Origin of the sequence: Pseudomonas glycinae, from assembly GCF_001594225.2 — a bacterium.
GTDB classification, from domain to species: domain Bacteria; phylum Pseudomonadota; class Gammaproteobacteria; order Pseudomonadales; family Pseudomonadaceae; genus Aquipseudomonas; species Aquipseudomonas glycinae.
Genome location: NZ_CP014205.2, coordinates 454,114 through 475,525 on the forward strand (window position 1 = coordinate 454,114; position 21,412 = coordinate 475,525).

Sequence of the window (21,412 nt, forward strand, 5' to 3'; positions counted from 1 at the left end):
AGCTATCTTTCGTCGCCTTCGCCAGCCCCGTTGGCCACAAGTCGCAAGAAAGAGGCAATTCCCATGCAAGGCGTCAAACGCAAACTGGTCTATGTGTCGCTCTACGAAGTGATCGGGATGACCTTCTCGGCCCTCGGCCTCGCCCTTTTGTCCGGCACCTCACCCGGCAGCACCGGCCCGCTGGCGGTGATCATCACCACCATCGCCGTGACCTGGAACTTCATCTACACCTCGCTGTTCGAGCGTTGGGAAAGCCGCCAGGTGTCACGCACCCGTACGGTGAAACGGCGCATCGCCCACGCCGTCGGCTTTCAACTGACGCTGATCGTGTTCCTGATTCCGCTGATCGCCTGGTGGATGAACATCAGTCTGGTGCAGGCCTTTTTGCTGGATCTGGCACTGATTGTGTTCATCCCTTGCTACACCTTCGCGTTCAACTGGCTGTTCGACCGAGTATTCGGCTTGCCGGCGTCGGCGCTGCCCGATCCGACGCCTGCGACATAAATCGTTAATTGGTAAGCGGATATTGCAAGAAATCGGCGGTTTTACCGCGCCAACCGCCGATATAAACAATCCTTGATTTCCGATAGCAGGCTAAGCTTTTCCATCAATAAAAAATGGATCAGCCCATGACTGCACACGCCCCCGCCGCGCAACGCGACGGCATCGACCCGATACGCGCCGCCGAGATTTCCGCCCGCATCGACCGCCTCCCGGCAGTCGCCACGATCTGGCGGCTGGTGGCGCTGCTGTCGATCGGTGGTTTCTTCGAACTTTACGACCTGTTCCAGACCGCCTACATCAGCCCCGGCCTGATCCGCGATGGCATCTTCGCCACCGGCAATCAGGGCGTGTTCGGTTTCTCCGATCAGGCCGCGTTCGCCTCGGCGACGTTCCTCGGACTGTTTCTCGGCGCCAGTCTGCTGAGCCCGATGGCGGATCGGTTCGGGCGGCGGGCGATCTTCACTTTCGCGCTGGTCTGGTACACCGTCGCCACAGTTTTAATGGGCGTGCAGAGTTCAGCGCTGGGGATCATCTGCATGCGTTTTCTGGTGGGTATCGGCCTCGGCATCGAACTGGTGACCATCGACGCCTACCTCTCGGAACTGGTGCCCAAGCGCATGCGCAGTTCGGCGTTTGCCTTCGCTTTTTTCGTGCAGTTCCTGTCGGTGCCGGCGGTGGCGCTGATGTCCTGGTGGCTGGTGCCGCAGGCGCCGTTCGGGGTGTCCGGCTGGCGTTGGGTGGTGCTGGCGAGCGCGGTGTTTGCGTTGTTCATCTGGTGGCTGCGCAAACGTCTGCCGGAGTCGCCGCGCTGGCTGGCGCAGCATGGCCGCTTCGATGAGGCGAACCGGATTCTTGACGGTATCGAAGCGCGTTGTGAGAAGGATCACCGCCAGCCACTGGACGCGCCGGAAGCAGTAGCCGTCGATGTCGAGGGCAAGGGCCGTTTCGCCGATATCTGGCAGCCACCGTATCGCCGCCGCGCGTTGATGCTGATCGTCTTTCACATCTTCCAGGCCATCGGTTTCTTCGGCTTCGGCAACTGGCTGCCAGCGTTGCTTTCCGGTCAGGGTGTCAGCGTCACCCACAGTCTGATGTACGCGTTCATCATCACCCTCGCCTACCCGCTCGGGCCGTTGCTGTTCGTCAAATTCGCCAACCGCTTCGAGAACAAGTGGCAGATCGTCGGCTCGGCCCTCGGCGCCATGACTTTCGGCACCCTGTTCGCGTTGCAGACCAGCGCCTTCGGCCTGATCTTCTGCGGTGTGATGATCACCTTCTGCAACGCCTGGCTGAGCTTCAGTTATCACTCCTATCAGAGCGAACTGTTCCCCACCAACATCCGCGCCCGGGCCGTCGGGTTCTGCTATTCGTTCAGTCGTTTGTCGACGGTGTTCAGCAGCCTGCTGATCGGTCTGTTCCTCGACCACTTCGGGACACCGGGCGTGTTGGCGTTCATCGTCGCCAGCATGCTGATCGTGATGCTGACCATCGGCTACTTCGGCCCTCGCACCCGTAACCTGGCGCTGGAAAACATCGCCCATCGCTGACGGACAACGGTCATCCTCTGCCACCCTCCGGCAAGGGATGACCGCTTTGCCGGTTCACCAAAAACCACAAGCCATTGAAGTAAAAGCACTTATTCAACAGGCACGGTAATTGCTAACCAGGGCTGACAGTCATTACCTACAGGCCCTTTCATCATGTTGGTCAGTGCAAAACAACAGCAAATCATTCACCTGCCCAAGCCGCTGAATGACGATGCAACCGCCACGGCCGCGGCCGGCCTGCAAGGCGGCCTGCACGGCGCGATGCTGCAGACCCTGCAAAACCAGGCCCAGGCGCAAACCGCCGAAGCCACCGCCAAAGTGCAGGAATCGGCTACCCAACTGGCGACCCGGCAAGTCAGCGAAGCCACGCGCATCAGCGACAACGTCGACGAAGCGTTCGCCAAGACCCGCGTCGCCCTGCAAACCTCCGATACTTCGCCGAGCAAATCCACAGGCTCATCGGCCCTGGATGAATTCAAGGACTACATGAGCAAAACGCCGGAACAGCGTCTGCGCGACAGTATCCTGAAGGAAATGGGCCTGACCGAAGACGACATCAAAGCGATGCCGCCGGAGAAACAACTGGCGATCGGCAAAGAGATCGCCGAGCGTCTACAGGACAAGATCAAGCTGGCCGAAGCCGAAAAACAGAACAAGCAAGACGCCAACTCGACGAAGATCAGCGACCAGTCGGCGGACAAGTTCCTCGCTTCGCTCTAAGACGATCCCTTCCCTCAGCAGAGTCTCACTCGAGACTCTGCCCTCACCGTACGGTTACCGCTAGTCGATTTCTTACTCCCGAGAGTCGATACCTGTAAGTTCTGACAGTTGTCCTCCCCTTCAAAGCTGAAACAACATCAACCGTGGAGGAGCAATGTCGCTCCGCCAGCAGCTCAGCCAAGAAAAGGAATTAAAAATGAACGTGGAAAACAACGCAGTTGGGCTATTTGGTTTAAAAGTGAGCGAAAACGGTGGCCCGGAAGAAACCATCACCACTAATGAGCTCTTTTTCACCGTCACCTCAAAAAATCTACGTGTCGGCGGTTTCCAAGTAGGTCCCAACGGGTTACGAGGTGCCCAAGTGGACATCTATGGTGAGATCAAAACTGGCACATATCCCTTCACAAAGGACCTTAGCGTCACTGGTTTTTATAATCAAAACGGATTGGTCAGCTCTTGGCCTGCAGATGCAGAGGGCGGGGAAATAACAATTCTGGAAGTAGACGATACGAAAAAGTTTGCAAGAGGAACCTTCAAGTTCAGGGCAGAAGAGCGTGACAACCCGTCCAATTATGCAAATGTCATTGGTAGCTTTTCCTTGACCGAAAAAGAGTGATCGAGAAAATTTTGCCCCTCTATACAGAGGGGCAATTCCCAAGTCGCTACTCTATTCTCAACGTCTCATTGAACTGACTGATCGCATCCACCACATGCCGCGAGCCCTGCTGAATCTCCCGAATCGCATCCCCCGCCTCGTTCGCCAGTTCCACCCCGAGCCCGGTGCGGCTCAGGCTCGACTGCATGCTCGACACTGCGCTCAGTGACAACTCATGGTTCTTGCGCACCACGTCGACGATCTCCACGGTCGCTTGGCTGGTTCGCGCCGCGAGGCTGCGCACCTCGTCCGCCACCACCGCAAAGCCACGCCCGTGCTCACCCGCCCTTGCCGCTTCGATCGCCGCGTTGAGCGCCAGCAGGTTGGTCTGGTCGGCAATCCCGCGAATGGTCTGGACGATGGTGCCGATGATGTCCGACTGCTTGCTGACCGCATCGATGCTCAGCGCCGCTTCGTTGAGGTCGCGGGAAATGTCCTGAATGATCTGCACCGTTTGCTGCACGACCTGTGAGCCTTTTTGCGCGCAGGCGTCGTTTTGTACAGAGGTGCTGTGGGCCGATTCCGCAGCGGTCTGCAAGGTGGTCATCTGGTGGGTGATGTCACTGGCGAACTTCACCACTTTGTACAACCGGCCTTTGGCATCGAACAACGGGTTATACGAGGCTTCGAGGTAAACGGTCTGCCCCGACTTGTTCTTGCGTTCGAAGCGGTGCGAGTGATATTCGCCGCGATTGAGCGAGGCCCAGAACGCCTTGTACTGCGCGGACTCGGCCTCGACCCGGTGACAGAACAGGCTGTGGTGATGGCCGACGATTTCGTTGAGCGAGTACTGCATGGTCTTGAGGAAGTTGTCGTTGGCCGTGATCACATTGCCTTCCGGGGTGAACTCAATCACCGCCATCGAGCGACCGATCGCCGCCAGCATGCTCTCTTCTTCCTTTTCCTTGTTCACGCGCGCGGTGATGTCCGCCGCCACTTTGATCACACTGCGGACCTGTTTGTCCGGGCCATACACCGGCATGTAACTGGCTTCGAGCCAGATTTCCCGACCGCTTTTGTTCAAGCGCAGGAAAGTCCCGCTGATGGGTTCGCCACGGGCCAGGTCACGCCACAACTTGGCGTATTCCTCGCTGCGATAAAATTCTTCTTCACAAAAAATCCGGTGATGTTTGCCACGCACTTCTTCGGCGCTGTAGCCCATGGTCTTGCAGAAGTTGTCATTGGCATCCAGCACGATGCCCTCGGGGGTGAATTCGATCATTGCCATCGAACGGCTGATCGCCGCCAGCTTGGCGTTGGCTTCGGTCAGGGCACAGCTGAAACGTTCGATTTCCTGCAGATCAGCCTTGTGATGTAGGTTGAACATGTCTCGATCACCTTCCGCGCGTTCTTTTGATTTGATGAAAGTTCAGGTCTTTCAGAATCCACCACTACGTTCCACAGAACAGGCACACGCCTTCCTCCACGGGAGGAAGTTGTCAGGTGATAAACGATGATTAATCGGAGAGTCCATGCGACGACGCTCTAATCAAGGCATCCTTTTCTTGATAGCCCGCAGGCGGGCCATTCCTAACGTGTAGAAGAACTTCCATTTAGAAACATGCTCCTTGTCGGTTCAGTGTCCGGTGCCTTCGGTTGCGCACTCTGGCAGCTTTGTTCACGGCTAACCGATTGCCGTCTGAGCGCTTTGAATGGCGGCCGACATAGTTAGTTATGAATGAGCATAGACAGCGCGAATGCTTGCGCAAGGCCACTAGTCGGCCAGCAATGAGGGAATTCGGACAGGAAACGGACGAGAAACGGTTCAGCGCAAAAAAGGCTTGGTCTGGTCGAACGCCATCGCGGGCAAGCCACGCTCCCACAGGTACCACGCAGGCTTGAACATTGCGCAGAACCTTGTGGGAGCGGGCTTGCCCGCGATGGCGTCGGTGCAGCACTACAGAAACATCAGAAAAAAACTACAGACTGCTGCTCACCTTGTTCGCCACATCACCCGGTACCCAGGGCTTCCACACTTGCGGTTGATCGCGCAGGAACGCCTCGGCCACCTGACGTGGCTGCTGGCGCTTCTCGCTCATCCCGGCCAGGGTCTGGTTCAGCAGATCGATCGGCAAGTCGACTTTCTCAAAGAACGTCACCAGCTCCGGATACTGGGCCTTGAACGGCGCCGACACGCCAATCGCCAGGCTCGCCGGCATCGAGCGGGTGCCTCTCGGATTGGGGTTGTTGGCATCGGCCAGGGTTTTCCAGGCTTCGGCGTCGAACGGCGGCTCTTCCAGCTTCACCAGTTTGAAGCGACCGAGCAGCGGCGTCGGCGACCAGTAGTAGAACAGCACCGGTTTGCCGCGCTTGATCGACGACGCCACCTCGGCATCCAGCGCCGCGCCGGAGCCGGTGCGGAAGTTGACGAAGCTGTCGTTCAGCGCATACGCCTTGAGCTTCTGGCTGTTGACGATTTCCGAGGTCCAGCCGGTCGGACTGTTGAGGAAACGCCCACGGCTCGGGTCTTCCGGGTCCTTGAACACATCCTTGTAGCGCGGCAGGTCGGCCACCGATTTCAGCTCCGGCGCCAGCGGTTTGATCCCGCGCTCGGGGTCACCCTTGATCACGTATTCCGGCACCCACCAACCTTCGGTGGCGCCCTTCACCGTGTCGCCGAGGCCGAACACCTTGCCCTCGGCGGCAGCCTTGACCCACGCCGGACTGCGCCCGGCCCACTCTTCGCCGATCACCTGAATGTCGTTTTTCGCCAGCGCAGCTTCCAGGCTGACGGTGCTACCCGGCAGCGTATCGGTCGGGTAGCCATAACCTTTTTCAACGATCAGGCGCAGCACTTCGGTGATGAAACTGCCGCTTTCCCAAGTGATATCGCCGAAGTGAATCGGCGTGGTTTTTTCCGTGGCCACGGCATGGCCGGCCGTCAGGGTCAGGGCCAGCAGCGAACTGCCGAGCAGGGTTTTGAGCGATCTCATGCGGACCTCTTGTTCTGGGAGGAAATCAGGGTTTGGTTGGCGCTGTGGCGATTGCACAGGGCCTGGGAACGGGTCATGTACAGGCTCACCGAACGCTGGGAGATGCCCAGTTCGGCAGCGATTTGCGGGTAGGTCAGGCCGTCGATGCGCGCCAGCAGAAAGGTCGAGCGCACCTTGCCCGGCAGGCGCTGGAGCGTCCGATCCAGGTGTTTGAGACTCTGCGACAGGTCGGCGAGCTCTTCAGGAGACGGGGGGTGATCGAGGTCGCCCTGTTGCAATTGATGCAGATGCCGACGCTCCAGATCGCCCCGCCGCCAGCGCTCGTACAGCAGGCGTTGGGCGATGGTGGTGAGCAAGGCGCGGGGTTCGCGGATGGCGGTCAGGCCGGGGGCTTCGAGCAGCTGCGCGAAGGTTTCGGCGGCGATGTCTTCGGCCGTGGCCGCATCATTCGATTGCCGACGCAGACGTGTGCACAACCACTGGTAATGGTCGCGAAACAACGTGTTCACATGATTGCGATGGGATGAGTCGGCGCCGGACATGGGGGCTCCTTGGTCAAGGGTCGCTGAATGTCCGGTCGTCCGGTGGCGCGATCCTAGCAAGGTGCCTTATGCGTTAAAAATACTTAAAAAGAATTTTTATATTCCATTAACGAATTACAAGAAGCCGCTAGCGCAGGCGGCCATAACCCAGCTCTTCGGCCTCGCGCTGGTAATCCAGCAGGACGAGGTAATCGCTTTCGCTGGCGGGCAGGACTTCGGGCAAACCGAGGATGCGGGCCACGTCGGGCAAGTCCTGAAGACTACGGTTCATGGCCCGGCGCAGGTGTTCGATCTGCTGGTCCGTCGTACTGGCCGCAGTGATAAAGGGCAAGGTCGGGCTGAACGCACTGCGCGCCACCACCCGTAATCCGCTGACCTCTGCGGCGGCGTATTGCGCCAGGTACGCAAAGGTCACGCTGTCGATGGCCGCCAGATCGGCACGGTCTTCGCGCAACCAGCGCAGGCTTTCGCGGTGGCCACCACTGATGCCGACCGTGGCGAAAAACTGCCCGTCCCGGTGCAACGGCGCCAGACGCTGACGCAACAGGTTCATGCCGCTGTTGGAGTCGTCGCTGTTGATCACCCCGCGACTGTCGAAAAATGCCGCCAGACTGCGGCGCGAATCATCGGCGCGGGCGAGGATCAGGCTGCAATGGTTGCCGGCGCTGGCGTCCGGCAATTCGTAGCGCGGACGACCGACAATCCTCACCTGCCCGCGCAGCGCGGTCATCAGCGGATAGCCGCAGGTCTGGGTCAGCAGCAACTCGGGTGAGCGCCAGAGTTCCAGCAGCGACAGGCCTTCGGCATCGAGCCGCGAATGGCCCAGGTGTTCGAGAATCCGCGCCAGCCATTGCTCGTTCGCCGCGCGTATCGGCTCGGGTGCGATGTACATCAACAACTCTGCGTAACCTGACGGCATGCTGGCCTCAAATAAACGGATGCTGCGGGCTGTCGATCGGCTTGATGCCGTGCCGGCGCCACAGTTGCCCATAACCTTGCACCAGAAATCCGCCACTGCGCGCCACCCATTGCTCCCGGCGCATGCGGTAGGCCTCGGGCAAGTCGTACCACGAAAGCTTCGGCAAGTCGTGATGCACCAGATGAAAATTCAGGTTCAGGAACAGCCAGCGCCACGGCCATCCGGCTTCGTTGAGCACCGTGCGCTGCTCCGGTTGCGTATGCGGCCGATGTTCATAGTAGGAGCGAACCATCGCGATCGACAGCGCCGGGACGCTGATCAAAAACAGGTAATGCCAGATCGGCAACACGCTGTAGCGGGCGATGAAAAACAGCATCAGCACGGTCAGGGCGCCGTGGGTCAGCCACATCAGCCTGGCCTGGCGCTCGCCGCTTTTCAGACGTTGCAATTCTTCACCGGCCAGCGCCAGCAATGCCAGCGGTGCGCCAAGAATGAAGCGGCCCAATACGGTCTTGTTCAGCCAGTGCAGGCTGCGTTCGAACAGCGAACTGCCCTGCCAGCGTTCGGCACTCATGTAACGGCTTTCGGGATCGACACCGGGGATCGTCAGGTCTTCATCGCGATGGTGCTGCAAATGGCTGTCGCGGTAGAGCGTGTAGGGATACCACACCGCGAATGGTGCATAACCGAGGAGTTTGTTGACGAAGCTCCAGCGCGTCGGATGACCGTGAAGCAATTCGTGCTGCACCGACAGCCACAGCACCAGCAGCGGAATCAGCAGCAGCGTGCTCCACCAGACGCCGATACGTTCGCTGCCCAGCACAATCGCGAACCAGCCGCCGTATACGCCGATCAGCAGCAGCCAGGTCGGCCACTCGGTGCGCGCGGTGAAGCGCTGACGCAGGGTTTCGATCTGTTGGCGATGGGCATCGTCAAAATAGTGGGGCATGGCGTGGCTCGGAACGAGGGTCTGATCGTTCTGTGCAACACCGACGGGAAATCTTGCAGATTATTTTTGCGGTTTTTTTAAGGACGCTGATTTCAAGGACAAGACAGGAGCCCGGATCCGGGCTCCTGAACGGCGCGATCAATGGCCAAAAATGTCGACTTTTTTCGCCCTTTTCTCGTGGCGTTTCTCGATGGCGGTCTTGGCCGGTTTCTTCTTCGCGGCTTTCTTCGAATCCATACCTTTGGACATGATGCGTACTCCACTCAGAGGGGATGTGAGATCAGGTATACACCTATCCCGGCGGGCACGTTGTTTTATAATCCGCAGCTTTTGCACCGGCAGTCCGATTCATGACCGACATCCGTTTCAGCCAGCTCGACGACCTGTCCTGGCCCTTGATGAACAAGTTCTACCGCCAGCATCAATCGTCGATGAAAGCGGTGCGCGAGGCGCAATTGTGGGTGGCGCGGCGTGAGGAAATCGTGGCGGCGCTGTGCCTGCGGCCGGTGTTCGGCGGGCATTGGCTGACCGGGTTGTTCGTTGATCCGGCCTGCCGCGAACAGGGCATCGCTGCGCAATTGATCGCGGCGGCGGTGAAAGATGTGGAGGCGCCGGTGTGGCTGTTCTGCCATCCGGACTTGCGTGGATTCTACGAGCGGCGCGGCTTCACCTTCGACCCCGCCCTGCCCCAGGCCATGGCCGAACGTTTGAGCCGCTATGCGCGGAGCAAGCCGATGATTGCCATGGAGCTCGCACCGCGCGTGTTTTAGTCAGTCGTCCGCGTTGGGATCGAGGTCCGGAAACATCACTTCGGTGAAACCGAATTTGCTGAAATCGGTAATGCGCGACGGGTACAGGCGCCCAATCAGGTGATCGCATTCATGCTGCACTACCCGCGCATGGAAACCAGAGGCCACGCGCATGATCGGCTCACCCTTGGGATCGACACCTTCGTAGCGGATCTGCTGGTAACGGTCCACCGCGCCCCGCAGGCCGGGCACCGACAGGCAACCTTCGAAGCCCTCTTCCATCAGCGGGCTGAGCGGCGTGATCAGCGGGTTGATCAGGATCGTCTGCGGCACGGCTTCGGCGTCCGGGTAGCGTTCGCTGTGCTCGAAGCCGAAGATCACCAGTTGCAGATCGACACCGATCTGCGGCGCGGCCAGGCCGACACCGCCGACGCTTTCCATGGTCTGGAACATGTCGTCGATCAATTGCCACAGCTCGGGACTGTCGAGCATTTCAGCGGGCACTGGCGGGGCGATGCGCAGCAGGCGTTCGTCGCCCATCTTCAGGATTTCACGGATCATGGTCAGGCTTCGTCAGTGTTCGGCTTGAGCGAATGATCGCGCCCGAGGCCGGAAACGTGTTGTTTGGGATGTTCATCGAGTTCGCCGGGGACTTTCTCGCCCGAATCCTTGCCCTCGCTGGACATATGTTCGATGACCGCATTCATCTCCGCGCCGAGCAACAACACGGCGGAGGAAATATAGAAATACAGCAACAGCACGATGATCGCACCGATGCTGCCATACATCGCGTTGTAGTTGGCGAACGTCTTGACGTAGAACGCGAAGCCCAGGGACGCGATGATCCAAACCACCACCGCCAACACCGAGCCGGGGGTGATGAAGCGGAATTCCTGTTTGACGTCGGGCATCACGTAGTAGATCAGCGCCACGGCCACCATCATCAGGATCACGATCACCGGCCAGCGGGCGATCGTCCACAAAGTGACAATGACTTCTTCCAGCCCGACCTGCGCGGCGATCCAGCCCATCACCTGCGGGCCGAGCACCATCAGCGCCGCGGCCACCAGCAGCATGCCGGCGATGCCGACGGTGTAGATGATCGACAGCGGAAAGCGCTTCCACAGGGGCCGGCCCTCGACCACGTCGTAGGCGGCGTTCATCGCGCTCATCATCAGGCGCACGCCGGCAGACGCGGTGTACAGGGCGATGACGATACCCACCGAAAGCAGGCCGCCCTTGGATTGCTGCAGTTGATCGATCACCGGGTTGACCTGCTCCAACGCCTGGGGCGGCAACACCAGTTCCGATTGCAGGCGCAGCCAGGAGAAGAAGTCCGGCAGATGCAGAAAACCGATCAGGGCAATCAGGAACAGAATGAACGGGAACAGCGAGAACAGCATCTGGTAGGCCAGTGCCGAGGCATAGGTCGACATCTCGTCGTCGACGAATTCGGTGACCGTGCGCACCATCACCCGGTGCAGGGGCAGACCTTTCATGTCGGGAAAAATCATTCGCGTCTCCTTTCGCCGCAAAACAGGTTGAAGTCGTGGCGACTCAGGGGCCGTTTTTCTCTCATCAAAGTAGCTTAATTGGCGACTTTGAAACACTGTGATCCGTGACCGCATGTGAGCGGGATACGAAAACGGCCATCCTTGGATGGCCGCTTCGCTGTTTCGTTCAAGGCCTGATCAGGCCTTGTCGACGCCTTTCTTGATCGCGTCCTTGGCTTTGCCCACCGCTTGCTGGGCCTCGCCTTTCTTCTCTTGCAGTTTGCCTTCGGCTTGCAGTTTGGTGTTGTCGGTGGCTTTGCCGACACCCTGCTTGACGTTGCCGACCGCTTCGTTGGCCATGCCTTTCACTTTATCGCTCGTGCTACCCATGGTGATTCTCCTTGGAACATTAACGGGGAAAGTCAGTACGTAATGATTGACTGGCCCGGTTTGCGCCAAGTTTCATTTATTTTCAGGGTTTCATTTCGTCGCGACGTGCAGGTTGGGCTTTATGTTTGCGAGCGTTGCCCCGAGAATGCCCACCACAAGGGCGCCAGGCGCCACAGAACCGATCCCGCAGGAATGTTATGAAACTCGATAAAAAGCAGGCCATCGCCCGTCGCAACCAGGAACTGGGCGGTGCCGTGCTCGGCACCAACAACTGCCACTTCGCCGAACTGAACCGCAACCGCAACATCTGGTGGTTCGACTTGCCGGTTTCGCGTCTGGCGATCGGTCAGTACGAGTGGATTCACCTGTTGATGCACACCCCGGCCACCGACGAACTGCTGCACCTGAAAGTGCCGACCGTGTTCCTGCGCGAGAAACTCGAAGGCCTGGTGATCCGCAACGAAGGCAAGCGCAAGGCAGCCCTGAGCCTGGAACTGAGCGCCGACAAGGACTCGTACCTGCAGGACATGCGTCCGGCAGGCACCAATGTGAACTTCGCGCCGTTCCGCCAGTAAGACACTCACGCTGATCGTTCCCACGCTCTGCGTGGGAATGCCGCCCCGGACGCTCCGCGTCCAGCACGGCAGGGACGCAGAGCGTCCCGGGATGCGTTACCACGCAGAGCGTGGGAACGATCAAGCGGTAAACCAACAAAAAGCCCCGCATCTGCGGGGCTTTCTGTTTTATGCGGCGCTCTTCGCCTTGATCTTCTTCAGCTCTTCGTCGCGCAGTTCGCGGCGCAGGATCTTGCCGACGTTGGTGGTCGGCAGCGCATCGCGGAATTCCACCGAACGCGGCACCTTGTAGCCGGTGACGTTGGCGCGCATGTGCTCCATCACCTGCTCCTTGGTCAGCGTGACGCCCGGTTTGGCGACGATGAAGATTTTGATCGCCTCGCCGGATTTTTCGTCCGGAACGCCGATGGCCGCGCACTGCAACACGCCCGGCAAGGTCGCCAGTACGTCTTCCAGCTCGTTCGGGTACACGTTGAAACCGGAGACCAGAATCATGTCTTTCTTGCGATCGACAATGCGCATGTAGCCGTCCGGCTGGATCAACGCGATGTCACCGGTTTTCAACCAACCTTCGCTGTCGAGCATTTCATCGGTGGCTTCCTGACGCTGCCAGTAGCCTTTCATCACCTGCGGACCCTTGACGCACAGCTCGCCGATTTCGCCCAGCGGCTGCTCGACACCGGCATCGTCGATGACTTTGCACAGGGTCGAAGGCACCGGAATGCCAATGGTGCCGATCTGAATGTTCTGGATCGGGTTGACGGTGGCCACCGGGCTGGTTTCGGTCATGCCGTAACCTTCGCAGATCGGGCAACCGGTGACCGCTTTCCAGCGCTCGGCCGCGGCCAGTTGCAGGGCCATGCCGCCGGACAGAGTGACTTTCAGCGCCGAGAAATCCAGCTTGCGGAAACCTTCGTTGTTGCACAGGGCCACGAACAGGGTGTTAAGGCCGACGAAACCGCTGAACTTCCACTTCGACAGCTCCTTGACCATCGCCGGCAGATCGCGCGGGTTGCTGATCAGGATGTTGTGGTTGCCGATCAGCATCATCGCCATGCAATGAAAGGTGAACGCATAGATATGGTAGAGCGGCAGCGGGGTAATCAGGACCTCGCACCCTTCGTTGAGGTTGGAGCCCATCAGCGCCTTGCACTGCAGCATGTTGGCGACGAGATTGCGATGGGTGAGCATCGCGCCCTTGGCCACGCCGGTGGTGCCGCCGGTGTATTGCAGTACCGCAACATCACCGCTGTCCGGGTTGGCTTCAGCCACCGGCTGGCCCTGGCCCTTGCTCAGCACATCGTTGAACTTGATGGCTTTTGGCAAGTGATAAGCCGGAACCATTTTCTTCACGTACTTGATGACGCTGTTGATCAGCAGGCGCTTGATCGGCGGCAGCAGGTCGGCGACTTCGGTGACAATGACGTGTTTGACGCCGGTTTTCGGCACCACGGCTTCCGCCAGGTGCGCCATGTTCGCCAGGCACACCAGCGCCTTGGCACCGGAGTCGTTGAATTGGTGTTCCATTTCCCGCGCGGTGTACAGCGGGTTGGTGTTGACCACGATCAGCCCGGCACGAATGGCACCGAAGACGGCGACCGGGTACTGCAACACGTTGGGCAGTTGCACGGCGATTCGATCACCGGGCTGCAAGTCGGTATGCTGTTGCAGATAAGCGGCAAACGCACCGGACAATTCGTACAGTTCACCGTAGGTGAGGGTCTTGCCCAGGTTGCTGAACGCCGGTTTGTCGGCGAAGCGTTGGCAGGATTGCTTCAACACTGCCTGAATATTCGGGTACTCGTCTGGATTGATGTCGGCAGCAATTCCAGCGGGGTACTTATCCTTCCAAAAGTCTTCGATCATGGAAGCCCACTCCTCAGCAACGCGAATTCAGCACCGCATTTGATGCGATTATTATTGGTGTTTGTTTATTGGTGAGTCTGGCTTTTTACAAGGCCGAGAAGTCACAAAGCGCGCCGAGAGTAGCAGCTTTGCCAAGGGTCGACCAGAGCCAAAAGCGGCCCACATGGTCACTTTAATGACTCAAGAACTATTGGCAGTCATTTTAGAGCAAAAATCCTATAAGACCTTGAAAGTCCCTGTTTTCGGGGACAACGTCGCGGATAGAAAGCAAAAATCGCAGCCTCCCGCAGCTTGAAGTAGCCGCCAGAGACTGCGATTTTTCGTACTCAACGGGTACGCATCACCGATCAGGCGATATCGCGCAACTCCCTCCGCAGAATTTTCCCGACAGGCGTCATCGGCAACGACTCACGCAGCACGATGTGTTTCGGCACCTTGTAAGCGGTGAAATTCTCTTTGCAGTAAGCCTTCAGCTCTTCCAGGCTGACCCCGGTTTCCCGCGCGACAACAAACAGCTTCACCGCCTCGCCGGAACGCTCGTCCGGCACCCCGATCACCGCGCAGTTGGCGACTTTCGGGTGGGCCATCACCACGTCTTCGATCTCGTTCGGGTACACGTTGAAACCGGAGACAATGATCATGTCTTTCTTGCGGTCGACGATGCGCACGAACCCGTCCGGGTCGATCACCGCGATGTCGCCGGACTTGAACCAGCCTTCGCCATCCAGCACTTCGGCGGTGGCCTCGGGCTTGTTCCAGTAGCCCTTCATGATCTGCGGGCCCTTGATGCACAACTCGCCGCGCTCGCCCAGCGGCTGCTCGACGCCGTCGTCGTTGATGACTTTCAACAAGGTGCCCGGCACCGGCAGGCCGACCGTTCCGATCCGCGACAGCTCGCCGTACGGATTGGTGCAGGCCACCGGCGAGGTTTCGGTCAGGCCGTAACCTTCGGTGATCCGGCAACCGGTGAGCTGTTCCCAGCGTTCGGCCGTGGCCTTGACCAGCGCGGTGCCGCCGGAGTTGGTGAGCTTGAGGGTGGAGAAATCCAGGGTCTTGAAGTCCGGATGATCCATCAGCGCGACGAACAGGGTGTTGAGCCCGAGCAGCGCCGAGAATTTCCAGTTCTTCAGCTCCTTGATGAAGCCGCCGATGTCACGCGGGTTGGTGATCAGTACGTTGTGGTTGCCTGACACCATCATGCACATGCAATTCGCGGTGAAGGCATAGATGTGGTACAGCGGCAACGGCGCGATCATCACCTCCTGCCCTTCGCGCAACAGCGGCTGGCCGTCGCTGCCGAACTGACCGAGACAGGCGCGCACCTGCTGCATGTTCGCTACCAGATTGCCATGAGTGAGCATCGCGCCCTTGGCCAGGCCGGTAGTGCCGCCGGTGTATTGCAGGACGGCGATGTCATCGAGGCCGACCTTCAGCGGCTTGATGCCCAGACCCCGGCCCATGCGCAACGCGCTCTTGAAGGAAATCGCCTGGGGCAGCGAATACGCCGGCACCATCTTCTTCACTTTGCTGACCACAGTGTTGACCAGCCAACCTTTGGCGGTGGGCATCAGATCGCCCATCTTCGCTTCGATCAGATACTGAATGTCGGTGTCCGCCAGCACTTCCTGAACCTTCTGGCCGAACATGTTCAGGTACACCAGCGCCCGGGCACCGGAGTCCTTGAACTGGTGACGCATCTCCCGCGCGGTGTACAGCGGGTTGGTGTTGACCACGATCAGCCCGGCGCGCAACGCGCCGAATACGGCGATCGGATAATGCAGGACGTTGGGCATCTGCACCGCGATGCGATCCCCCGGTGCCAGATCGGTGTGGGCTTGCAGATAACCGGCGAACGCGGCGCTCTGGCGCTCCAGCTCGGCGTAGGTCAGGGTCACGCCCATGTTGCTGAACGCCGGGCGATCAGCGAATTTCTTGCAGGAACGCTCGAACACCTCGATCACCGACTTGAACTCACCCGCATCGATGTCCAGGGGTACGCCCGCCGGGCGTTTGTCATTCCAGAAATCAGGTTGCATTGTTCTTGTCCTCTTTACCTGAGCCGATCCGGGGCCGCTCCGCTGTCATTTCTTTCTGTCCGTGAAAAAGCCGAGAGCAAAAAGCGGGGCTTCACGGACACTAGCAGCTATGGTCAATCAGGCAAATATGGGCAAGGTCCTCATTGATCGTGTGAATCTTCCTGCCGTGGCGTGAGCTGATCGGACGCGCTATACAATGCAACCTCTGCAAGACGCTTGAGCAAAAACAGGCCGCAAAAGGAATCGCCATGATCCACGACACCTTCTGGCTGGACGCGAGTGACCACAGCCGTCTCTTCGTCAACCTGTGGCTGCCGAACGCGCCGCTGAAAGCGGTGATTCTGCTGGCCCACGGCATGGCGGAACACAGCGCCCGCTACGCTCGGCTGGCAGAGGCGTTCTGCGCCGAAGGCTACGGTGTGTACGCTCTTGACCAGCGTGGCCATGGCAAAACCGCCGATCATGGGACGCTCGGGCATTTCGCCGATGACGACGGCTGGTGCAAGGTGGTTGGAGATATCGCGAGCCTCAACCAGTTCCTCGGCCAGCGTCATCCAGGGGTTCCGATCGTGCTGCTCGGGCACAGCATGGGCAGCTACATTGCCCAGGCTTATCTGCTGCATCACAGCGCCAGCCTGCACGGCGCGATTCTCAGCGGCTCGAATTTCCAGCCGGTTGCGCTGTACCGCGCGGCGCGGCAGATCGCCCGGTTCGAAAAACTGCGCCAGGGCGCCAAGGGCCGCAGCGCGCTGATCGAATGGCTGTCGTTCGGCTCGTTCAACAATAAATTCAAACCTGCGCGCACCGCATTTGACTGGCTGAGTCGCGACCCGGCCGAGGTCGACAAGTACGCCACCGACCCGCTGTGCGGCTTTCGCTGCACCAATCAGTTGTGGATCGACCTGCTCGGCGGGTTGCAGCAAATCAGCAAAGCGTCCAATCTCGCCCAGATTGATCCGGGCCTGCCGCTGCTGGTGATCGGCGGCGAATGTGATCCGGTGAGCGAAGGCAAGCGTCTGACTGATCTGGCCAACGCCTTGCGCGCGGCCGGCAGCCAGAACCTGCAACTGAAGATCTACCCGCAGGCGCGGCACGAATTGTTCAACGAGAGCAACCGCGACGAGGTGACCGCCGATGTGCTGGCCTGGATCGAACAGGCCCTGAGCCATCGCCGGCCGCACCGCAGCGAATAATTTTTTGTGGATTCATTTCATCCGTCACAGGAATTCAGACCCATGACCCAGGTTACCAACATCCCTTACGAAGCCCTCGAAGTGGGCCAGACCGCGAGCTACAGCAAGACTGTCGAAGAACGCGACATTCAGCTGTTCGCCGCGATGTCCGGCGACCACAACCCGGTGCACCTGGACGCCGAGTTCGCCGCCGCCAGCATGTTCAAGGAACGTATCGCCCACGGCATGTTCAGCGGTGCGCTGATCAGTGCGGCCGTGGCTTGCGAGCTGCCTGGACCGGGCACCATTTATATTGGCCAGCAGATGAGCTTCCAGAAGCCGGTGAAGATCGGCGACACCCTGACAGTACGTCTGGAGATTCTGGAGAAACTGCCGAAATTCCGCGTGCGCATTGCCACGCGCGTATTCAACCAGCGCGATGAGCTGGTGGTGGACGGCGAGGCCGAGATCCTGGCGCCGCGCAAGCAACAGACCGTTACCCTGCCGACGTTGCCGGCCATCAGCATCGGCTGATGGATTGCACAACACAAAAGTGGGAGCGGGCTTGCTCGCGAATGCGGTATATCAGCAAGATTATCGTTGCCTGATACACCGCATTCGCGGGCAAGCCCGCTCCCACATTGTGTTTCAGTGAAGCTTACGAGCGTGCGCGAGCCTGGTTACGCAGCGCTTTCACCTGGTCGTGATTGCGTTGCACACCGTGGTACTGGCGTTCGACCAGATCACGAATGCCGACCAGGTTGTGTTTGTTGATCTTCTCGATCGCTTCACGATAAGCCTTCAGGGCGTGGTCTTCACCGCGCTCGGCTTCATTGAGTACCGCTTCTTCGTCCTTGCCGGTGAACATCGCTTTGACGTCGACCCAGCGACGGTGCAGATCACCGCTCACACTGGTCGAAGTTTCCGGATCGCCACCCATCGAACGCACCGCTGCCTGCAGCTCGGCCGCTGCCGTGGCGCAATCGGCAGAACGCTGGGTGAACAAGGTTTTCAGCTCAGGGTGCTTGATGTCTTCAGCGCAGGTCTTGAAGCCTTCCTGACCATCCTTGCTGGTTTCGATCAGGTCGTTGAGGACGGAGATGGCTTCTTTATTCATGTCAGTCATTTTTCAATTCCTTGCGTGGGTGAAAGATGCAAGGAGTGTTGCAGTGGTCGTGCCAGCTTTTCGAAAAGAAATTAATCGTTAATTTTCAATAACTTATAAATAAAACGAAAATCTGTATGCCTGTTATTTGCATGATCTGTCATTTGGCCTGCATGCAGAATGCCTGTATTTTCCGAAGTGTTTTCAAAACCAGACGATTCCAACGATGAACCCTGAAAAGCTCGAACTGCTGATCACCCGCGAAATGCCCTTCGGCAAGTACAAGGGCCGGATCATTGCCGACCTGCCAGGTCCCTACCTGAACTGGTTTGCCCGGGAGGGCTTCCCTAACGGAGAACTCGGCGGCCTGCTGGCGCTGATGCAGGAAATCGATCACAACGGCCTGTCGGAACTGCTCGAACCGCTGCGCGCCAAACACGGCAAACCTGCCCCGCGCCATTGAGGCGTCACCCTGATCCGAGTCGAGTCGACCATGCCCGATAACACCCGCCGCGCCCGAGACGAAGTCTTCTGGCAAACATTCGCCGACCGTTACGACCGCCACCCCGGCCCGGTGAATCTGGAAAATGGCTACTTCGGGCGCATGTCGCGCACGGTGGTCGAGGAGTACCAGCGCAACATCGAGTTGATCAACAACAGCAACTCGATCTACGTGCGCCAGCGTTTCGAACAGCACGACAGCCTCGACATCCGCGCGCAACTGGCCGAGCTGATCGGCGTCCGCGCACAAAGCGTGGCCTTCACCCACAACGCCACTGCCGGCCTGCAATCACTGATCCGCAACTACAACCGTCTGCAACCTGGCGACCAGGTGCTGATCTGCGATCTGGAGTACGACACGGTCAAGGGCGCCATGCGCTGGCTGGCAAAGCATCGCGGGGTCGAGGTGATCGAGATCGAGCACGCCCACCCGGCCAGCTTCGACAGCCTGCTGGCGACTTACCGCGAAGCCTTCATCCGCTATCCGAAGCTCAAGCTGATGGCGCTGACTCACGTCACCCACCGCACCGGGCTGGTGATGCCGGTGCAGGCCATTGCCTCGCTGGCCAAGGAGCACGGCGTCGACATCATCCTCGATGGCGCCCATGCCCTTGGTCAGATCGAGTTCGACCTGGAAGCGCTGGGCATCGCCTTCGCCGGGTACAACCTGCACAAGTGGATCGGCTCGCCGCTGACCCTCGGATTTATCTACATCGCTCCACAGCGCCTGGCCGACATCGACCCGGACATGGGCGAGATGCATTTTTCGGCTGGCGATATCCGTTCGCGCACGCCTTACAGCACGCCGAACATTCCGGCGTTGATGACCTTGCCATTGGTGTTCGAGGAACACCGAGCACTGGGTGGCGCAGCCGCCAAAGGCGCGCGGATGAATTACCTGCGCAATCTGTGGGTGAGCGCCGTGCGCAATCTGCCGGGCATTGAAGTCATGACCCCGGACGATCCGCGTCTGTATTGCGGCATCACCTCGCTACGCTTTACCCGCCATGCCGACCAGCAGGCGATGGTCGAACGCCTGCTCAACGACTACAACCTCTTCACTGTCGTGCGCAACGGCGCGGCCTGCGGGCCGTGCATCCGTGTCACGCCGTCGCTGACCACGACGGCGGCGCAGATTCAGTCGCTGATTCTGGCGCTGAATGAACTGCGTTAAACCGTGTACTTGTCGAAGTCCTCGGGCTTGATCTGCGACGACACCGCAAAGGTGTCGATGCCGATCGTGAGGTGGCCGAAGTAACCGTCTTCGTGCGAGTCGCGGCCGATCGGCCACACGGCCAGGGTCGAGGCTTCACCGCCCATGCTGGTGTAGTAGGCATCGTCGGCGTTGCACACCGGCACCGAGCTGCGCCCGCGGTAAGCCTTGGCATTGAGCACGCTGCGGGAAACCACTTCCGGAAAATACAGCTGCCCGACCCAGGCCACGTTGCGCTCCTCCAGGTATTCGTTACCGGCGACGATGCGCACCGCCACGTGAATATGCAGGGCTCGGCCGGCATAAAAACCCGGATAGATCGTGGTAAAGCGCACCGCCCCCTTATGGTCGCTGAACTGACCACCGCGCAGGTAGGTGTCATCGTCGGTTCGCGGGATCGAGCCGATGTCCTCGACGTCGACTTCCAGATCCGGGTTCACCCGGCTCCAGCCGGAATAGGCGCCACGGGCATTGCAGTGCCAGATATCCACCAGTGCACCGCTGACCGGCTCGGCGGTCATGGCATCGACGATGGTCAGGCGCAGCAGCAACGGCAGGCCTTCGGCACCCTCGCTGATGTTGCGGCGCAGCAGTCTGGGATTGCGGAAATAAGGCCCGGCGACTTGCTCGGGGGCCAGTTGATAAATCGATGGTGCTGAAGGCTGGTTATCCATGACGCGTTCTCTCTTCCATAAGATGAACGCAGGTTAGCGCCACAGGCAAAGCCAGGTGCGGTAACTATGTATCTCGAAATAACGTATCTCGAGATAACGAAGGTTGTCCCAGGCAAAAAAAAACGGTGCGCCGACCAAGCGCACCGTTAAAGCCGTAGAACACACAACGAAGTGTAGGGTTGCAACTAATTGAAGAGCATCAGTCCAGCAGCGCCAACGCCTCGGCGGTGCATTCCTGAATGCGGGCCCAGTCACCGTTCTTGATCCACTCGGGATCGAGCATCCAGCTACCGCCCACGCACATGACGTTTTTCAGCGCCATGTAGCTTTTGATGTTGGCTGGACCTACGCCGCCGGTCGGGCAGAATTTCACTTCGCCGAACGGGCCGCCGAGGGCCTTGATGGCCGCCACGCCGCCGCTCACTTCCGCCGGGAACAGTTTGAAGCGGCGATAACCCAGGCCATAGCCTTCCATGATGCCGGAGGCATTGCTGATGCCCGGCAGCAGCGGGATCGGGCTCTCGACGCTGGCTTCCAGCAGGTCACGGGTGATGCCCGGGGTGACGATGAACTGCGAACCGGCAGCTTCAGCCGCGGCCAGCATATTGCGGTCGAGCACGGTGCCGGCACCGGTCACCAGCTCCGGGCGCTGTTCGCGCAGGATCTGGATCGCCTTGAGGCCGAACTGCGAACGCAGGGTCACTTCCAGCGCGGTCAGACCGCCGGCGGCCAGGGCGTCGGCCAGCGGCAGCACGTCCTGTTCGCGGGCGATGGTGATCACCGGCAGGATCCGCGCCTTGGCGCAGAGGCTGTCGATCAGGGCAACTTTGTCCGCCATGGAAACGGTCGGGGATGGGGTTTTCATAGCG

23 protein-coding genes and 1 pseudogene are annotated in these 21,412 nt (G+C 59.5%); 10 read left to right on the plus strand and 14 right to left on the minus strand.

All coding sequences use genetic code 11. The features are described 5' to 3' along the window. Positions 1-63: 63 nt before the first annotated feature. From AWU82_RS02125 to AWU82_RS02140, 4 genes are all read left to right on the plus strand, one after another. Entirely contained in the window at positions 64-504 is a 441-nt protein-coding gene (locus AWU82_RS02125) for a PACE efflux transporter (protein WP_011335585.1), read from the plus strand. Between the two features lie 125 nt (positions 505-629). After that, positions 630-2,051: an MFS transporter gene (locus tag AWU82_RS02130; RefSeq protein ID WP_007951130.1), complete on the plus strand. Its 1,422-nt coding sequence runs from the start codon at positions 630-632 to the stop codon at positions 2,049-2,051. Between the two features lie 153 nt (positions 2,052-2,204). Further along, a complete protein-coding gene (locus AWU82_RS02135; protein ID WP_064383700.1) occupies positions 2,205-2,771 on the plus strand; it encodes a hypothetical protein in 567 nt (188 codons plus the stop codon). A 154-nt stretch (positions 2,772-2,925) separates the two neighbouring features. Beyond that, positions 2,926-3,387, plus strand: a complete 462-nt coding sequence (locus AWU82_RS02140) for a hypothetical protein (RefSeq protein ID WP_064383701.1) — start codon at positions 2,926-2,928, stop codon at positions 3,385-3,387. Between the two features lie 46 nt (positions 3,388-3,433). On the opposite strand, the gene AWU82_RS29455 is transcribed toward AWU82_RS02140, so the two are convergent. From AWU82_RS29455 to AWU82_RS02165, 6 genes and pseudogenes are all read right to left on the minus strand, one after another. Then, positions 3,434-3,973 carry a methyl-accepting chemotaxis protein gene (locus tag AWU82_RS29455; protein ID WP_418333518.1) on the minus strand — a complete coding sequence of 180 codons (540 nt, stop codon included), beginning with the start codon at positions 3,971-3,973 and terminating at the stop codon, positions 3,434-3,436. 57 nt (positions 3,974-4,030) lie between these two features. Then, a pseudogene (locus AWU82_RS29460) lies at positions 4,031-4,753 on the minus strand (PAS domain-containing protein); the annotation flags it as partial. A 592-nt stretch (positions 4,754-5,345) separates the two neighbouring features. Further along, positions 5,346-6,359, minus strand: a complete 1,014-nt coding sequence (locus tag AWU82_RS02150) for an ABC transporter substrate-binding protein (RefSeq protein WP_064383706.1) — start codon at positions 6,357-6,359, stop codon at positions 5,346-5,348. Next, positions 6,356-6,901: a sigma-70 family RNA polymerase sigma factor gene (locus AWU82_RS02155; protein WP_064383708.1), complete on the minus strand. Its 546-nt coding sequence runs from the start codon at positions 6,899-6,901 to the stop codon at positions 6,356-6,358. Before AWU82_RS02155 ends, AWU82_RS02150 begins: the two co-directional genes overlap by 4 nt. A 127-nt stretch (positions 6,902-7,028) precedes the next feature. After that, positions 7,029-7,820, minus strand: coding sequence for a phosphate/phosphite/phosphonate ABC transporter substrate-binding protein (locus AWU82_RS02160; protein WP_064383710.1), 792 nt, complete (start codon positions 7,818-7,820; stop codon positions 7,029-7,031). A 7-nt stretch (positions 7,821-7,827) separates the two neighbouring features. Further along, on the minus strand, positions 7,828-8,769 hold the full coding sequence (locus tag AWU82_RS02165) for a fatty acid desaturase (RefSeq protein ID WP_064383713.1): 942 nt from the start codon (positions 8,767-8,769) through the stop codon (positions 7,828-7,830). 350 nt (positions 8,770-9,119) lie between these two features. Between AWU82_RS02165 and AWU82_RS02170 the strand changes: the two genes are divergently transcribed. Next, positions 9,120-9,539 (plus strand): GNAT family N-acetyltransferase, encoded by a 420-nt coding sequence (locus tag AWU82_RS02170; RefSeq protein ID WP_064383715.1) that lies wholly within the window; start codon positions 9,120-9,122, stop codon positions 9,537-9,539. Here the strand turns inward: AWU82_RS02170 and def are convergent, their stop codons facing one another. From def to AWU82_RS02185, 3 genes are all read right to left on the minus strand, one after another. Then, the gene (gene def, locus AWU82_RS02175) at positions 9,540-10,079 is read right to left on the minus strand and encodes a peptide deformylase (RefSeq protein WP_064383716.1); all 540 of its coding nucleotides are present in this window, start codon (positions 10,077-10,079) and stop codon (positions 9,540-9,542) included. A 2-nt stretch (positions 10,080-10,081) separates the two neighbouring features. Beyond that, positions 10,082-11,032: a YihY/virulence factor BrkB family protein gene (locus AWU82_RS02180; protein ID WP_064383717.1), complete on the minus strand. Its 951-nt coding sequence runs from the start codon at positions 11,030-11,032 to the stop codon at positions 10,082-10,084. Positions 11,033-11,209: 177 nt separating this feature from the next. After that, positions 11,210-11,401: a CsbD family protein gene (locus AWU82_RS02185; RefSeq protein ID WP_011335596.1), complete on the minus strand. Its 192-nt coding sequence runs from the start codon at positions 11,399-11,401 to the stop codon at positions 11,210-11,212. 197 nt (positions 11,402-11,598) lie between these two features. On the opposite strand from AWU82_RS02185, the gene AWU82_RS02190 reads away from it, so the two are divergent. After that, positions 11,599-11,976 carry a hypothetical protein gene (locus tag AWU82_RS02190; protein WP_007951149.1) on the plus strand — a complete coding sequence of 126 codons (378 nt, stop codon included), beginning with the start codon at positions 11,599-11,601 and terminating at the stop codon, positions 11,974-11,976. Positions 11,977-12,144: 168 nt separating this feature from the next. Here AWU82_RS02190 and fadD1 read toward each other — a convergent pair whose 3' ends face one another. Beyond that, the gene (gene fadD1, locus AWU82_RS02195; protein WP_064383718.1) at positions 12,145-13,842 is read right to left on the minus strand and encodes a long-chain-fatty-acid--CoA ligase FadD1; all 1,698 of its coding nucleotides are present in this window, start codon (positions 13,840-13,842) and stop codon (positions 12,145-12,147) included. Positions 13,843-14,189: 347 nt separating this feature from the next. Then, positions 14,190-15,878 carry a long-chain-fatty-acid--CoA ligase FadD2 gene (gene fadD2, locus AWU82_RS02200; protein WP_064383719.1) on the minus strand — a complete coding sequence of 563 codons (1,689 nt, stop codon included), beginning with the start codon at positions 15,876-15,878 and terminating at the stop codon, positions 14,190-14,192. 248 nt (positions 15,879-16,126) lie between these two features. Here fadD2 and AWU82_RS02205 point away from each other — a divergent pair, with 248 nt between their 5' ends. Then, on the plus strand, positions 16,127-17,071 hold the full coding sequence (locus AWU82_RS02205; RefSeq protein ID WP_064383720.1) for an alpha/beta hydrolase: 945 nt from the start codon (positions 16,127-16,129) through the stop codon (positions 17,069-17,071). 42 nt (positions 17,072-17,113) lie between these two features. After that, a complete protein-coding gene (locus tag AWU82_RS02210; protein ID WP_003227420.1) occupies positions 17,114-17,584 on the plus strand; it encodes a MaoC family dehydratase in 471 nt (156 codons plus the stop codon). A gap of 124 nt (positions 17,585-17,708) precedes the next feature. On the opposite strand, the gene AWU82_RS02215 is transcribed toward AWU82_RS02210, so the two are convergent. Then, positions 17,709-18,176, minus strand: a complete 468-nt coding sequence (locus tag AWU82_RS02215) for a PA2169 family four-helix-bundle protein (protein WP_039766107.1) — start codon at positions 18,174-18,176, stop codon at positions 17,709-17,711. A gap of 205 nt (positions 18,177-18,381) precedes the next feature. Between AWU82_RS02215 and AWU82_RS02220 the strand changes: the two genes are divergently transcribed. Together AWU82_RS02220 and AWU82_RS02225 are read left to right on the plus strand one after the other, a co-directional pair. Then, on the plus strand, positions 18,382-18,618 hold the full coding sequence (locus AWU82_RS02220) for a DUF3820 family protein (RefSeq protein ID WP_064383721.1): 237 nt from the start codon (positions 18,382-18,384) through the stop codon (positions 18,616-18,618). 30 nt (positions 18,619-18,648) lie between these two features. Continuing rightward, positions 18,649-19,830, plus strand: a complete 1,182-nt coding sequence (locus AWU82_RS02225) for an aminotransferase class V-fold PLP-dependent enzyme (protein WP_064383722.1) — start codon at positions 18,649-18,651, stop codon at positions 19,828-19,830. Here the strand turns inward: AWU82_RS02225 and AWU82_RS02230 are convergent. Together AWU82_RS02230 and eda are read right to left on the minus strand one after the other, a co-directional pair. Then, positions 19,827-20,543, minus strand: a complete 717-nt coding sequence (locus AWU82_RS02230) for an intradiol ring-cleavage dioxygenase (protein WP_064383723.1) — start codon at positions 20,541-20,543, stop codon at positions 19,827-19,829. The two genes, AWU82_RS02225 and AWU82_RS02230, sit on opposite strands and share 4 nt — an antisense overlap. A gap of 199 nt (positions 20,544-20,742) precedes the next feature. Then, on the minus strand, positions 20,743-21,408 hold the full coding sequence (gene eda, locus AWU82_RS02235; RefSeq protein ID WP_064383724.1) for a bifunctional 4-hydroxy-2-oxoglutarate aldolase/2-dehydro-3-deoxy-phosphogluconate aldolase: 666 nt from the start codon (positions 21,406-21,408) through the stop codon (positions 20,743-20,745). Positions 21,409-21,412 lie beyond the last annotated feature (4 nt).